The sequence below is a fragment of the Ewingella sp. AOP9-I1-14 genome (assembly GCF_052375995.1).
Taxonomy (GTDB): Bacteria; Pseudomonadota; Gammaproteobacteria; order Enterobacterales; family Enterobacteriaceae; genus Ewingella; species Ewingella allii.
In genome coordinates this window covers 871,161-886,066 of the sequence record NZ_JBQSVA010000001.1, presented here as the reverse complement: position 1 = coordinate 886,066, position 14,906 = coordinate 871,161, and the positions used below count along the sequence as shown (strand labels likewise).

Here is a 14,906-nt window from a genome sequence, read left to right as displayed (position 1 = left end):
CCGCCGCCGGATGTTTTTATAACCAAAACTGTGATCTGTTTAACAGACTCTCAGGTTCTTTACATTTATCAGCCGCCGGTAGCGGCACTCAAATGATCTGGCAGGGTTCGGCTTCCCAGCGATATCCCACGCCGTAAACCGCGCGAATAAAGGCTTTATCGCCGTCGATGGACTCCAGCTTGCGGCGCAGGTTCTTGATATGGCTGTCGATAGTTCTGTCGGTTACCACGCGGTAGTCATCGTATAAATTATTCAACAGCACTTCGCGGGTGAAGACGTAACCCGGTTTGACCGACAGGGTTTTCAGCAGGCGGAATTCTGCTGGAGTGAGATCCAACTCGTGGCCCTGATAGCTGGCCTGGAAGCAGGCTTCGTCAATATGCAGGCCGAAATCTTCGCTGACGCCCTCCACCGGGCGCACGCAGCGGCGCAAAATAACTTTGACCCGCGCCACTACTTCACGCGGGCTGTAAGGCTTGCAGATGTAGTCATCCGCGCCGATCTCCAGCCCCAGCAGGCGATCGATCTCTTCGGTTTTCGCCGTCACCATCATGATAGGAATGTCGGAGAACTGGCGAATGTCGCGGCAGATACTCAGGCCACTGATGCCAGGCAGCATTAAATCCAGCAGGATCATCGCCGGTGGGTTGGCTTTCACCAGCGGCACCACGTCGCTACCGTTGGACAACCACTGAGTGGCGTAACCTGCGGCTTCGAGGTAGTCCACCAGCAGCTGTCCTAGCTTTGGCTCATCTTCAACAATCAAAATTTTCAACGGCGCGTTGGCGGAGAGTGTGGAGTCGTTCATTCAGTTTCTCTGTCCGTGTGGGATCGAAAGCGGCAGGCAAATCGTCATACAGACGCCGCCGGAAGGTGAATGGCTAGCGCTAATCCGCCCGCCATGGGCTTCGACAATGTTCTGGCAAATCGCCAGTCCGAGGCCGGAGCCGCCGCTGGCGCGGTTGCGTGAACCTTCGGTACGGTAAAATCGCTCGAAGATGCGCTGAAGCTGCTCGTCGCTGATGCCCGGCGCGCTGTCCTGAAAGCAAATATGCAGCGATTTGTCTTTTTTGCTGGCGATGATTTCCAGACCGCCACCGGGATCAGTATAGCGCAGGCTGTTTTCCAGCAAATTATTGAACAGTTGGGAAAGGCGCTGCGGATCGCCGAACAGCAGCACTTTTTCCGGCAGTTGGGTAGTCAGGGTCAACTGCTTTTGCTGGAAACGGTCACGGAAACCGGCCTCGGCCAGTTGGATCAGATGAACAATGTCGATCTCTTCTTTGCGATAGGCCAGCGCTCCCGCGTCTGATAGCGACAGCTGATGCAGATCATCCACCAGCTTGGTCAGAATCGACACCTCGGACTGGAGCGAGCCGAGTGAGTCGAGCGACATCTTGCGCACGCCGTCCTGCATCGCCTCCAGCTCGCCGCGCAGCACCGCCAGCGGAGTGCGCAGCTCGTGGGAGATATCGGCCATAAAGGCCCGGCGCATCTGCTCATTCTTCTCGAGGGTGGTCGCCAGCTGATTGAAGTCCTGCGCCAGCTTGCCCAGCTCATCCTGACTGTCCACTTTAACGCGGGTGCTGAAATTGCCCGCCGCCAGCTGGTGCGTACCCTTCACTAAACGTTTTACCGGCGCCAACATGCCGCGTGACAGCAGCCAAGTGACCGCCGCTGCCAGCAGGGCGGTGAAGCCGACGATGATCCAACTGGTGCGATTCTGCTGGCGATCAAAGTTGATGTCGGCATTGCGCGTCAGGCGTTCGGCGGGGGTCGACAGCACGGTGCCGATAGTCACGCCGTTCACCACCATCACGCGGCGCGGGCCGCGCATGTCCGGCGGGATCGGGTAGTCGGAGCCGCCAATGCGCTGGTCATGGCTGTCGAGGATCCAGAACTTGGTGCGCCAGCCCTGTGGCGGCAGGCTGCTGCCGTTGCTCTGCTCAAACGAACGCATAATCTGGTAGATCAGCTTGTCGTTTTTTTGCAAAAACTCCCAGTTGCCGTGCTGCTTGTACTGGTCTTGCAGGGTGTCAGCCAACAGCTCGACGCGCTGCTCATTGCTCTGGCGGATATAGTCGATGAATCCACGTTCGAAGCTCATCCTCACGCCCCAGTTCATGGTGATTAACACCAAGCCGCAGGTGAAGAAGATGGCCATAAACAGCTTGGCGGTGATTCCTGGTCTCATGATTTTCTCATCGGATCGGGTGAGCCTGCTTGCGCGCGGCGACGGTCAATCAGGGCATTTTTTCGGTTATCGTTCGGCACGCGGGAGAAAATCCACGCCGGAATAGCGATAACCAAGGCCATGCATAAATAGCAATAAAGGAAGGCGGTGTGCATATTCTCGCTGCCCGCCTGCACCTGCTGATGGGCGAACAGGCCGAGGAAGATACCGGCGACGCTCACCCCGACGCTCATTGACAGCTGCATAATCATCGATAGCAGGCTGTTGCCGCTGCTGGCAAGGCGCGGCGGCAGGTCTTTCAGCGTCAGCGTGTTCATCGACGAAAAGCGCAGTGAGTTCACCATCCCTTGGAAGAACAGCACGATGGGGATCATCCAGAACGCGCCGTAAATGGCGATCAGCGGGAAGACCAAGGTTATCAAGGCCAGCAGCAGCGTGGCGGTGACCAGCGCCCGGCGATACCCCAGTTTATTCACCAGACGCACCACCACGCGCTTCATCCCCATGCTGCCGAGCACCATCGGCACCATCATCAGACCGGCGTGGAAAGGCGTGAAACCGAGGCCGAGCTGCAAGAAGACCGGCGTCATAAAGGGCAGCATACCGCTGCCGATGCGGCCAAAGAAGCTGCCAATCAGGCCAATTTTAAAGGTAGCGGTGTGGAACAGGCGCAGGGAGAACAGGGCGGAGAGGTTGCCGCGCGCGTGCAGCCAGTAAATGCCGAGCGATGCCAAACCGACCGTCACCAGCAGCGCCAGTTGCCAGCCCGAAAGCCCCAGCCCGCGGCTACCGTCCAGCGCCAGCGTTAGCGTCGCCATGCCAATCGCCAGCATCACAAAGCCGCTGATGTCGAAGCGCCGGGTCTGCATCTGGTAATTGGGGATAATCATGATGGTGGCGATACAACCGGCGATGCCCACTGGCAGGTTAATCAGGAAGATCCAGTGCCAGCTGGCGTACTCCACCAAAAAGCCGCCGAGCGCCGGGCCAAGTAGCGGGCCGACCTGTCCGGGCAGCGTCACCATGGTCATCGCCGCCATATATTCACTGCGCGGCACGATTTTCAGCACCGTCAGCCGCCCGACCGGCACCATCATCGCGCCCCCCACGCCTTGCACCACGCGGGACATCACCAGCTCCTGTAAGCTGGAGGACTGCGCGCAGAGCAGCGAGCCGAGCGTAAATAAAACAATCGCCGAGAAGAACACCCATTTGACGCCGATACGGTCGGCCAGCCAGCCGCTGGCGGGCAGCATCACCGCTACGGTCAGCACGTAGGCCACCACCACGCTGTGCATATGCAGCGGGTTTTCACCCAGACTTACCGCCATCGACGGCAGGGCGGTATTGACGATGGTGGTGTCGAGCGCCTGCATAAAGAAGCCGAAGGCGACAATCCACAGCTGCCAGCGAACCGAGGGCGGCAAAGGTGCGGGTGGGGGTGTTTCTGTTATCTCTGTCGGTGAAGTCATAAATCCGTATCCGCCAATGGCGCAATTTTGGTTGTTGTTGAGTTAGGACTAAAGCGGCTGCGCAATCGGTCAAAGAACAGGTAAACCACCGGCGTGGTGTAAAGCGTCAGTAGCTGGCTCATCGCCAGACCGCCGACAATGGTGATACCGAGTGGCTGGCGGAGTTCTGCACCATCGCCCGAGGTGAGAACCAGCGGCAGCGCGCCAAACAGCGCCGCCAGCGTAGTCATCATGATTGGCCTAAAACGCAGCAGGCAGGCCTGAAAGATAGCTTCGCGGGCGGTGAGTTGGCCCCGCCTTTGTGCATCGAGCGCGAAATCCACCATCATAATCGCGTTTTTTTTCACGATACCAATCAATAACATAATGCCAATCAAAGCTATCAGACTAAAGGGCGCGCCAAACAGCTCCAGCGCCAGCAGCGCACCCACTCCGGCTGACGGCAGGGTAGACAATATAGTCAGCGGGTGAATGTAACTCTCATATAATATGCCCAACACAATATACACCGTCGCAATGGCGGCGATAATCAGCAATAGCTGGGAACGCAGCGTTTCCTGAAACACTTGCGCCGTCCCGGCGAACTGGCCGTGAATGGTCGCAGGCACGCCGAGCTGGGTCATGGTGCGCTCAATGGCCGCCGAGGCGTCGGACAAACTGCCACCCTCCGGTAGGTTAAACGACACCGTCCCCGCCGCCGACATCCCCTGATGGTTGACCTGCAACGGCGCGCTGGCCGGCTGCCACTTGGCAAAATCAGACAGAGGGATCGATTTCCCCTCGCTGTTGATAATAAACATTTTGCTCAGCGAACTGACATCCTGGGTGTACTGGGGTGCGACTTCCATCACCACTTTGTACTGATTGAGCGGCTGGTAGATGGTGGAAATCTGCCGCTGGCCGAAGGCGTTATTGAGCAAGGCGTTGGCCGCCGAAATGGAGATCCCCAGCCGGGCCATGGTGGCACGGTCATAGGTCAGCTGCATCTCTGCGCCTTTATCCTGCTGGTCGGAACTGACGTCGGCCAGCTCCGGCAGGTTGGTCAGCGCGTCGGTGACTTTCGGCACCCACTGGCGTAAATCCTGCAAATTGTCCGACAGCAGCGTGTATTGGTAGCTGGCGTTGCCCTGCCGTCCGCCGACCCGCACGTCCTGCACCGCCGACAGGTACAGCCCCGCGCCCGGCTCTTGGGCGGCGGCCACGCGAATGCGGGCAATCACCTCTTGGGCATTGCTTTTACGCTCGGACAGCGGCTTGAGCGAAATAAACATCATGCCGCTGTTGGTGCGCGATCCGCCGGTGTAGCCGGTGACGTTGGCGACGTCTTGGTCCTGACTGACGATACGAATAAAGTCCGACATTTTGCCGCGCATCGCCTGAAACGAAATGCTCTGGTCGGCCTGAATAAAGCCCATTAGTCGCCCGGTGTCCTGCTCGGGGAAGAAGGTTTTGGGAATCGAAATATAGAGCCAAACGTTGAGGGCGATGGTCGCCAGCAGCACCACGCCTACCCAGCGGGCGTGGTTGAGCACCCAGTTCAGCGAGCGCCCGTAGCCCTGCTGCATGCGCAGCAACAGGCTAGTCAGCCCGCGCTTTTTCGGCTGTTTTGGCACAGAGGAGGCGCGTAGCGTCCAGGCGCACATCATCGGCGTTAAGGTCAGCGATACCACCAGCGAAATGCCGATGGCGACCGACAGCGTCACCGCAAATTCGCGGAACAAGCGCCCCGGCAGGCCACTCATTAAAAGCAGCGGGATAAACACCGCCACCAGCGAAACGCTCATCGACAGCACGGTAAAGCCCACTTCCTTCACCCCTTGCAGGGCGGCGTTCATCGGTTTCATTCCCGCTTCGATATGGCGCGAAATATTCTCCAGCACCACGATAGCGTCATCCACCACAAAGCCGGTGGCGATGGTCAGCGCCATTAATGACAGGTTATTGAGGCTAAAGCCGCACAGGTACATGGCGGCGAAGGTGCCGATGAGTGAAACCGGCACCGCCACGGCGGGGATCAATGTGGCGCGGCCCGAGCGTAGGAACAGGAACACCACCAGAATCACCAGTCCGACGGCGATGGTCAGCGAGGTTTCGACCTCTTCCAGCGAGGCGCGAATGGTGGGCGAGCGATCCTGCGCCACCTGCATGTCGATAGAGGCGGGCATGGATTCGCGCAGGGCGGGAAGCTCGGCGCGGATCCTATCAATGGTGGCGATGATATTGGCGTCGGCACTGCGGCGGATCACCAGCAAAATTGCCGGGCGCACGCTGCCGTCGGCCAGACTGGTTTGCCCGGCGTTGCGCTGATCCTGCACACCATCGGTGACAGTGGCGACATCGCTCAGGCGCACGGTGTTGCCATTGCTGACGTGGATCACCAGCGGCGCATACTCTTTGGCGGTTTTTAGCGCGTCGTTGGTGCGGATTTGCCAGTGCGAGTTGCCATCTTCCAGCGCGCCCTGCGGCTTGCGCACGTTGGCGGCGGCGATGGTTTGACGCACGGCATCAAGGGAGACGCCCTGATTAAACAGCGCTTCCGGGTTGAGGTCGACCCTCACCGCCGGTAAAGAACTGCCGCCGACCGTGACGTCGCCCACGCCGTCCATCTGCGAAATGGTCTGCGCCAACTGGGTAGAGGCGTAGTCGTAAAGCTGGCCCTGACTGTAGGTATCGGAGGTCAGGGTAATTATCATGATGGGCGCGTCGGACGGGTTGGCTTTGCGATAGGTCGGGCGGCTCGGCATGCCCGAAGGCAGCAGGCTCTGCGCGGCATTGATCGCCGCCTGCACGTCGCGCGCCGCGCCGTTGATGTCGCGGTCAAAGTCGAATTCGAGAGTGATGCGGGTGCTGCCGAGCGTGCTGGTGGAGGTCATTTCATTCACCCCGGCAATGGTGCCCAAGGTGCTCTCCAGCGGCGTGGCTACCGAGGCGGCCATGGTTTCCGGGTCAGCCCCCGGCAGTGACGCGGTGACCGAAATCACCGGGTAATCCACCTGCGGCAGCGGCGCGACCGACAGCAGGCGGAAGCCCAAAATGCCCGCCAGCAGGATAGCCAGCGTCAGCAGGGTGGTGGCCACTGGCCGGTGGATGAACAGCGCGAAAACCTTCATCCGTCAGTCCGTGGGTGGCTGGTGCGAGGGCGAACGCGGCGCGCCAGTTTATCAAACAGCAGGTAAATCACCGGCGTGGTGAACAGGGTCAGCACCTGACTGACAATCAGCCCGCCGACCATGCAGATCCCCAGCGGGCGGCGCAGTTCGGCGCCCACGCCGGTGCTGAGCATCAGCGGCAGCGCGCCTAGCAGCGCTGCTAGCGTGGTCATTAAAATTGGCCTAAAGCGCAGCAGGCAGGCTTGGTAAATGGCCTCGTACGGCGTCATGCCCTGATCGCGCTCGGCGGCCAGTGCGAAGTCGATCATCATGATGGCGTTCTTCTTCACGATACCAATCAGCAAAATGATGCCGATGATGGCAATCACGTCCAGCTCGCTGCCCGCCAGCATCAGGGCCAGCAGTGCCCCGACCCCCGCCGTCGGCAGAGTCGAAAGGATGGTGACGGGGTGAATAAAGCTCTCATAAAGCACCCCGAGCACGATGTACATCGCCACTACCGCCGCCAAAATCAGCCACAGCGTGCTGCCGAGTGCGGCTTCAAACGCCAGCGTCGCCCCCTGGAACTGCACGCTGATATCCGCAGGCATCGCCAGATTTTGCTGGGTGTGCTTAATCGCCCCAACCGCCTCGCCGAGTGAGTAACCCGGCGCGACGTTAAACGACACGCTGGCCGACAGGAACTGGTCGAGGTGATTGACCGAAAGCGCGGTTTTTCGCTGCTCGAACTGAGCGATGGCGCTGAGCGGAATGCTGTTGCCGTTGCTGCCATTGAGGCGAATATCCTGCAACGCGCTAAAGCCCGGCGTTTGCGCCGTGTCGTGCACCAGCACCACGCGGTACTGGTTGGCTTGGGTATAAATAGTGGAAATCAACCGCTGGCCGAAGGCGTTATACAGCGCGTTATCGACGTCAGTCAGGCTGATGCCCAAACGGCTGGCGCTGTCGCGATCCACCTTGATATAGGCTTCTAGCCCCTGATCCTGCCAGTCGCTGCTGACATCCTGAAGCTGCGGCAGGGTGCGTAATTGCTCCAACAGTTGCGGCACCCAGCGGCCGAGCGAATCCGTGGTCAGGGTTTGCAAGGTGAACTGGTACTGCGTGCGGGCGACCTGCGTGTCGATGGTCAAATCCTGCACCGGCTGGAGATAAAGATCGACACCCGGCACCTTGGCGACCTCGTCGCGCAGGCGCGGAATAATGGTATCAACGCGATCGCTGCGATCGCTCAACGGCTTCAAAGCTATCTGCAAACGGCCGGTATTCAGCGTCGGGTTGGCGCCGTCCACGCCGATAAACGAGGTCAGGCTTTCGACATCCGGGTCTTGTAGCAAAATCGCCGCCACCTGCTGCTGGCGCTCTGCCATATTGCTAAAGGAAACCGACTGCGGCGCTACCAGCGTGCCTTGAATCAGGCCATTATCCTGCACCGGGAAGAACCCCTTGGGGATGAGTAAATAGAGCAGGGCGGTGAGCGCCAGCGTGCCCAGCGCCACTCCGAGCGTCAGCCACTGGTGGCGTAGCACCACGGTCAGCCCGCGACCGTAAGTAGCAATCACCCGGTCAAACATGCGTTCGGAAGCGCGGGAGAAACGGTTCTGTTTGCGCAGCGATTCGTGACTGAGCATGCGGGCGCACATCATCGGCGTTAGGGTCAACGACACCACGGCGGAGATCAGAATGGCTATCGCCAGCGTGACGGCGAACTCGCGGAACAGCCGTCCGACGATATCGCCCATAAACAGCAGCGGGATCAGCACCGCAATCAGCGAGAAGGTCAGGGAGATGATGGTGAAGCCGATTTCGCCAGCCCCTTTTAGCGCGGCATTGAGCGGCGTTTCGCCCTTTTCGATATAGCGCGAAATGTTTTCGATCACCACGATGGCGTCATCCACCACAAAGCCGGTGGCGATGGTCAGGGCCATCAAAGTCAGGTTATTAACTGAAAAACCGAGGAAATACATTGCGGCAAAGGTGCCAATTAGCGACAGCGGCACGGCCACGCTGGGGATAAGCGTCGCCGCCATATTGCGCAAAAACAGGTACATCACCATCACCACCAGCGCGACGGAGAGCAGCAGTTCGAACTGCACGTCGCTCACCGAGTGGCGAATGGTCACGGTGCGGTCAGTCACCAGCTCGACCTTGACCGATTTCGGCAAGTTCTCTTGCAGAATCGGCAGGATGTTGCGAATGCTGTCCGCCGTGGTGATCACGTTGGCCCCCGGCTGGCGCTGAATATTGAGCACGATGGCGGGCTTTTTATCGGCCCAGGCCGCCAGTTTGTCGTTTTGCGCCCCTTGTTCAATCTCCGCGATGTCCTGTAATCTGACCGGCGCGCCGTTTTGGTAGCTGACCACCAGCGCGCGGTAGTCGGCGGCGCTTTTCATCTGATCATTGGCTGATAGCGTCACCGAGCGCTCCGGCCCGTCGAAGCTGCCTTTGGCCGAATTGACGTTGGCTGCCGCAATCGCCGTGCGCACCTCTTCGCTGGTTAAACCCAGTGCCGCCATTGCGGGCGCATTGAGTTTGACGCGCACCGCCGGGCGCTGACCGCCGGAAATACTCACCCGGCCGACGCCGCTGACCTGCGCCAGCTTTTGCAGCACGCGGGTTTCCACCAAGTCTTCTACTTCCGTCATTGCCATCGCGCTAGAGGTCACCGCCAGCGTCATGATGGGTGGGTCAGCCGGGTTAACTTTGCTATAAACCGGCGGGTTCGGCAGGTCGGTCGGCAGTAGGTTGGTGGCAGAGTTGATGGCTGCCTGCACTTCCTGTTCGGCGACGTCCAGCGACAGGTCGAGGCCAAACTGCAAGGTGATAACCGACGCGCCGCCGGAGCTTTGCGACTGCATCTGTTTCAGGCCGGACATCTGCCCAAACTGGCGCTCCAGCGGGGCGGTAATGGCGGACGTAGTGACGTCGGGGCTGGCGCCGGGATAGAGCGTCACCACCTGAATGGTCGGGTAATCCACCTCCGGCAGCGCGGCGACCGGCAGGGCGCGATAGCCAATAATGCCCGCCAACAGAATAGCGATCATCAGCAGCGTGGTGGCGACCGGGCGGAGGATAAACAGGCGGGAAGGGCCGCCCTGTGGTCTGTCTGGCATCACCTGCATTAGGAAGAAGACCTCTGGCGATGGTGTTTGCCCGCGTGTTTCTCAGCGTTTTTCTCCGCCTCGGCAGCCTGCGCGGCGGTTTGCGGCGCAATCACTTCCACGGTCGCGCCTTCCGTCAGACGGTCAATGCCGTCAGTGACCACGTTTTCCCCGGCACTCAGTCCGCCGGTTATCACGGTTTGTTGGCTGTCTTGTGTGCCGGTGGTAACAATGTGTTTGCTGACTTTCTTCTCATTGTCCACCACCCAGACGAAGTGGCCTTCGTTGCCCATCTGCACGGCGGCGGTCGGCACCACTACGGCGTTTTGCAGGGTGCCGATTTTCAACCGCGCGTTGACGAATTGGTTAGGAAACAGCGCGTTATCCTGATTATCAAACCGCGCTTTCAGCTTGATGGTGCCGGTGGTCGGGTCGATTTGGTTATCCAGCGTCAGCAGCTGGCCCTGAGTTAAGAGGTGCTGATTGGTTCTGTCCCAAGCTTCCACCACCAGGGGTTGACCTGCGCGCTGCGCCTCAACAATGGTGCTGATGTTGGCTTCCGGCAGAGTGAAAACGGCGTCAATCGGCTGTGTTTGGGTGAGAATAACAATGCCAGTGGTGTCGCCGCTGGAGATAATATTGCCGATATCCACCTGTTTAAGCCCGACGCGGCCATTGATTGGCGAGGTGATTTTGCTGTAGGTCAGTTGCAGCTTGGCGCTGTCCACCGCGCCTTTGTCCACGGCTACCGCGCCTTCGCTCTGGCGAACCAGCGACTGCTGGGTGTCCAGCTCCTGGCGCGAAACCAGATTGGTTTTCACCAGTTGCTGATAACGGGCCAAATCGCGGCGGGCGTTGTCCAGCGTGGCCTGATCTTTGTCGAGCTGGCCCTGCGCCTGCGTCAGTTGAACCTGAAACGGTCGCGGGTCGATTTCCGCTAGCAGGTCACCGGCTTTCACCTGCTGCCCTTCGGTAAAGTGCAGCGCCATCAGCTGGCCGTCCACCCGGCTGCGCACCGTCACGGTGTTGGACGCCGTTACCGTGCCTAGCCCACTGAGATATTGCGGTACCGATTTTTCCACCGCCAGCGCGGCCTGCACCGGCGGCATCGGCATATTGCGGCGACCCCCGCCGGAGCCTGAGGCGCGTTTCTGCTGGGTTGCGCCCGGCGTATTGTTGCCCGACGCTGAAGATTTATCGACATAGAAATACCATACCGCCAGCGCGGCAATGACCAATACCAGCAAAGTAATAAACAGTCTCAGAGGGCTTTTTCGCACAGTATGGGTCTTCCCTTGGTAGATAAATCTTATTAATTAAAGGGTAGCAATAATTTCCGCCGATCTACGGGCGTTTTTCGGTTCTTTTAGGGGTGATATTGTAGCCAGCAGGGGGCAATGAAAAATGGAGGAAATAAGGAGAGATTTTCATAATTTGTGTAAATAAGGCCTTATCCTGCCTGACTTTTTTCGAACCAATGCTACTGTTATTGTTCACCTTAAAATAGTTAATAAGCGAAGCATTATTCACGTCAGAAAAAGGGAAACGTTATGAGTAAAAGAGAATTAGGTCGTTCAGGAATTCAGGTGCCGGTGCTCACTTTTGGTGGCAACGTATTTGGCTGGACGGCGGACGAATCCACATCTTTTAGCCTTCTCGACGCCTTACTTGACCATAAGCTTAATTTTATTGATACCGCCGATGTCTATTCCAGCTGGGTTGAAGGCCACAGCGGCGGCGAATCAGAAACTATTATCGGCAAATGGCTGAAAAAAACCGGCAAGCGCGACCAGATTATTTTGGCGACCAAGGTCGGCAAGCCGATGGGCGAGGGCAAAGTAGGCTTATCGCCGCGCTACATTAAACAGGCGGTTGAAGCTTCTTTGAAGCGCCTGCAAACCGACCATATTGACCTCTACCAGTCGCACGATGACGACGCCGACACGCCATTAGCCGAGTCGATGGCGGCCTTCGACGCCCTGATTAAAGAGGGTAAAGTGCGCGCCATTGGTGCTTCGAACTACAGCGCGCCGCGCTTGGCAGAAGCCTTAAAGGTGAGTAAAGAGAACGGCTTGGCGCGCTATGAAACCCTGCAACCGCTCTACAACCCTTATGACCGCAAAGTCTACGAAGAAGCGTTAGAGAAGGTGGTGACGGACAACGGCCTGGGCGTGATCAACTTCTATGGCCTTGCCGCTGGCTTCCTGACCGGGAAGTACCGCACCAAGGCAGATGCCAGCAAAAGTAAGCGCGGCGAGTCGGTGGTTGAGCGCTACCTGAATGAGCGCGGACTGAAGGTACTGGCAGCACTCGACAGCGTGGCGGAGAAACACGGCGTTAAGCCGGGGCAGGTGGCGCTGGCGTGGCAAATCGCCCGCCCGAGCATCACCTCGCCAATTGTCAGCGCGACCTCCCTCGAGCAGCTAGACGAGCTGGCAACGGCCGCCACCTTGAAACTCGATGATGCCGATATTGCGTTGATCAATGAAGGCAGCCGCTGGGAATAAGTCAGCCAGCGAGAAACAAAAAAACCGCCCTCGGGCGGTTTTTTATTGCGGCTAAATCTTAGCGGAACAGCGTTTGTGCCCAGCGCGCCAAACCGGCGGTGACAGAGCCAAAGTCGTTGCCACCGACCAGTGGAATGCCAGGCAGCTGGGCCTGTAACGCGGCGCGCAGCAGCGGCGAACGGGCGCTGCCGCCGGTCAGGTAGATCACGTCAGGCTTAATGTCGCTGGTGGAAAGCGCCAGATTCACCTGCTCCTGAATACGCTCCAGCGGCTGGGCGATTGCCTCGCTCAACTGCTGCTGGCTGATGCTTTCCGCCAGACCGGCTTCGATAAACTCCAACCCGGCGATCACGCTTTCACGCTCCGACAGCGCAATTTTGCTCTCCTCTGCGGCACGAACCAGACGGTAGCTCAGGCGCTGCTGGTGGACTTTCAGCAGGCGCTTCACTTGGTCAGGCTGCGCGGCGTCGCGAATCAAATCGCGCAGCATGCGGCCATTGGCGACGCTGTAGAAATCGGCCTGCGCCGGCACGTCATTGGTCGCCACGGCGTTCCAATAAGGCAGCGCGGGAATGGCGATCCCCTTGGTCATTTCAGTGCCCATGCCCAGTTGCGGAGTCAACTGCTTGAAGGCGGTCATGATGTCGAGGTCGTTACCGCCAACGCGGCAGCCGCTGTGCCCCAGCAAACTCTGCTGGCGTTCGGCTTTATCACGCCACTTTGGACCCATCAGCAGTACCGAGCAGTCGGTAGTACCACCGCCGATATCCACCACCAGCACGGTTTTCTCTTCTGTCAGCGTGGCTTCGAAATCCAGCCCCGCCGCGACGGGTTCAAACTGGAAGGCGATATCACGGAAGCCCGCGCGTTCGGCAGCGCGTTGCAAAATGCCCTGCGCCTGACGGTTCGCCTCTTCGCCACCCATCCCCTGGAAGTTGATCGGGCGACCAATCACCGTCTGCTCGATACTCTGCTGCAAAGCAGATTCAGCCTGACGCTTGATGTGGAACATCATGGCGCAGACCAAGTCTTCGAACAGGGCAATTTGTTGCGGTTTCAAGCCATTAGCGCCCAAGAAGGATTTCGGCGAGCGCACGAAATAGACTTCTTCCGGGTCTTCCATATAAGTAGAAAGCGCGTGCAAACCGAAGTTAACGCTGTTGGCATTGACCGGAATATCTTCTTCCCGGTTAAAACTGATACTGCGGCGCAGCAGAGCTAAATTCTCATCGCTGCCCGTCGGAACCTGCCCATGACGGTTCAGCCATTCGCTGACCGCTTCACGCGTAGGCGCACAGAGCATGGAGGGTAAATAAGGATCGTTGTTTTCCAACGCCAATAAGTGGGCGTCATTGCCGCGCATCACTGCTACCGAGCAATTCGCTGTGCCGTAGTCAAATCCAATAAACATCACGGTTCCCCATGCCAAAGAAGGGGGGGGACTTTATGTGGTTTTGGTTTTAATTTCAAATTTAAGTGTGGGGTTGGAGCTTACAGTGGATGTTGCTTTGCTCCCTCCCCTTGCCTGAGGAGGAGTAACATCAGACTGGGAGTTTAAAAGCAAAAGACGCATTTGAAACTCCCGCTTTTTTCCTGTTACCTTTAATTTCCAAAAATAAATAGGCCCGCCCCGTGACTAAACCCCGCTACCTCCCTTATACGCCGCCTTACGACTGGGACTGGATGACCTCCTTCCTTGGCGCTCGCGCCTTAACGGGCGTTGAACAGATGCTGGATGGCTTCTACCAGCGCACGCTGCTAGTGCAGTCTGAAACCGGCACTATTGCGGGGTGGCTGCGTTTACGGCCATTGCCGGAAAGAAATTGCGTGGAGCTGTTTATCTCGCCGTCGCTCGAGCCGGTTGCTGAACGCGTCGAGCGGCAGGTTAGTTTACTGTTGGATTTAGAGGCTGACCCGCACCTGATTGCCGCGGGACTGGGGAAGCTGGCGCAAAACAACGTTGGGCTGCGGCTGCCGGGGTGTATCAATCGGTTTGAACTCACGGTGCGGGCGATCCTCGGCCAGCTGGTGAGTGTCAAAATGGCGGCGACGCTGGCGACGCGGCTGACGCAGAACTGGGGCGAAGCCATCGACACGCCTTTTGCCGGATTAACGCACCTGTTCCCGACGCCGGAACGCATTGCTCAACTGAGCGTGGATGACCTGCGCGGTATTGGCGTGCAGGCCAAACGGGCGGCCTGTTTGATTGGCGTGGCGCGGGCGGTGGCGGAGGGCAGCCTGCCGTTGGATAACATGCCGGATGTGCAACAGGGCGTGAAACAGCTGCTGGCGATGCCGGGGATTGGCGGCTGGACCGCCAGCTATATCGCCATGCGGGCCTGGTCAGCGCCGGACGTTTTTCTCGGCAGCGACTACCTGATCAAGCAGCGTTTTCCTGACACGACGCCGGGCAAAATCGCCCGCTACGCCCAGCGTTGGCAGCCGTGGCGCACTTACGCCACCTTGCATCTGTGGGCCAATAATGACTTTCTACCCGACGATGAGCCGCAGACGTAAACTGCCTG

Annotated in this window: 9 protein-coding genes; 2 read left to right on the top strand and 7 right to left on the bottom strand. The window is 58.7% G+C overall.

Going from position 1 to position 14,906, the window contains the following annotated elements; genetic code table 11:
- Positions 1 to 88: 88 nt before the first annotated feature.
- Genes baeR through ACT3RT_RS04040 form a run of 6 tightly spaced genes read right to left on the bottom strand, consistent with a single transcriptional unit; the run spans position 89 to position 11,154 of the window.
- Positions 89 to 808, bottom strand: a complete 720-nt coding sequence (baeR, locus tag ACT3RT_RS04065) for an envelope stress response regulator BaeR (protein ID WP_034792146.1) — start codon at positions 806 to 808, stop codon at positions 89 to 91.
- The gene (gene baeS, locus ACT3RT_RS04060) at positions 809 to 2,194 is read right to left on the bottom strand and encodes an envelope stress sensor histidine kinase BaeS (protein ID WP_353502919.1); all 1,386 of its coding nucleotides are present in this window, start codon (positions 2,192 to 2,194) and stop codon (positions 809 to 811) included.
- Complete coding sequence (gene mdtD, locus ACT3RT_RS04055; RefSeq protein WP_496202533.1) at positions 2,191 to 3,666, bottom strand: multidrug transporter subunit MdtD; 1,476 nt, start codon at positions 3,664 to 3,666, stop codon at positions 2,191 to 2,193. The genes baeS and mdtD overlap by 4 nt, the downstream gene beginning before the upstream one ends.
- A complete protein-coding gene (mdtC, locus tag ACT3RT_RS04050; RefSeq protein WP_496202532.1) occupies positions 3,663 to 6,776 on the bottom strand; it encodes a multidrug efflux RND transporter permease subunit MdtC in 3,114 nt (1,037 codons plus the stop codon). The genes mdtD and mdtC overlap by 4 nt, the downstream gene beginning before the upstream one ends.
- Positions 6,773 to 9,895, bottom strand: a complete 3,123-nt coding sequence (locus ACT3RT_RS04045; RefSeq protein WP_496202531.1) for an MdtB/MuxB family multidrug efflux RND transporter permease subunit — start codon at positions 9,893 to 9,895, stop codon at positions 6,773 to 6,775. The genes mdtC and ACT3RT_RS04045 overlap by 4 nt, the downstream gene beginning before the upstream one ends.
- Positions 9,895 to 11,154 carry an MdtA/MuxA family multidrug efflux RND transporter periplasmic adaptor subunit gene (locus ACT3RT_RS04040; RefSeq protein WP_485903722.1) on the bottom strand — a complete coding sequence of 420 codons (1,260 nt, stop codon included), beginning with the start codon at positions 11,152 to 11,154 and terminating at the stop codon, positions 9,895 to 9,897. Before ACT3RT_RS04040 ends, ACT3RT_RS04045 begins: the two co-directional genes overlap by 1 nt.
- A gap of 270 nt (positions 11,155 to 11,424) precedes the next feature.
- Between ACT3RT_RS04040 and ACT3RT_RS04035 the strand changes: the two genes are divergently transcribed.
- A complete protein-coding gene (locus tag ACT3RT_RS04035; protein WP_396131000.1) occupies positions 11,425 to 12,381 on the top strand; it encodes an aldo/keto reductase in 957 nt (318 codons plus the stop codon).
- A gap of 58 nt (positions 12,382 to 12,439) precedes the next feature.
- On the opposite strand, the gene yegD is transcribed toward ACT3RT_RS04035, so the two are convergent.
- Complete coding sequence (gene yegD, locus ACT3RT_RS04030) at positions 12,440 to 13,792, bottom strand: molecular chaperone (protein WP_485903724.1); 1,353 nt, start codon at positions 13,790 to 13,792, stop codon at positions 12,440 to 12,442.
- Between the two features lie 221 nt (positions 13,793 to 14,013).
- Between yegD and alkA the strand changes: the two genes are divergently transcribed.
- Entirely contained in the window at positions 14,014 to 14,898 is an 885-nt protein-coding gene (gene alkA / locus ACT3RT_RS04025; protein ID WP_485903726.1) for a DNA-3-methyladenine glycosylase 2, read from the top strand.
- Positions 14,899 to 14,906 lie beyond the last annotated feature (8 nt).

Excerpts from the sequence above, each read along its gene's own strand:
- yegD (WP_485903724.1), bottom strand. The coding sequence starts at position 13,792 with ATGTTTATTGGATTTGACTACGGCACAGCGAATTGCTCGGTAGCAGTG.
- mdtC (WP_496202532.1), bottom strand. The coding sequence starts at position 6,776 with ATGAAGGTTTTCGCGCTGTTCATCCACCGGCCAGTGGCCACCACCCTG.
- baeS (WP_353502919.1), bottom strand. The coding sequence starts at position 2,194 with ATGAGACCAGGAATCACCGCCAAGCTGTTTATGGCCATCTTCTTCACC.
- baeR (WP_034792146.1), bottom strand. The coding sequence starts at position 808 with ATGAACGACTCCACACTCTCCGCCAACGCGCCGTTGAAAATTTTGATT.
- ACT3RT_RS04035 (WP_396131000.1), top strand. The coding sequence starts at position 11,425 with ATGAGTAAAAGAGAATTAGGTCGTTCAGGAATTCAGGTGCCGGTGCTC.
- ACT3RT_RS04045 (WP_496202531.1), bottom strand. The coding sequence starts at position 9,895 with ATGCAGGTGATGCCAGACAGACCACAGGGCGGCCCTTCCCGCCTGTTT.
- mdtD (WP_496202533.1), bottom strand. The coding sequence starts at position 3,666 with ATGACTTCACCGACAGAGATAACAGAAACACCCCCACCCGCACCTTTG.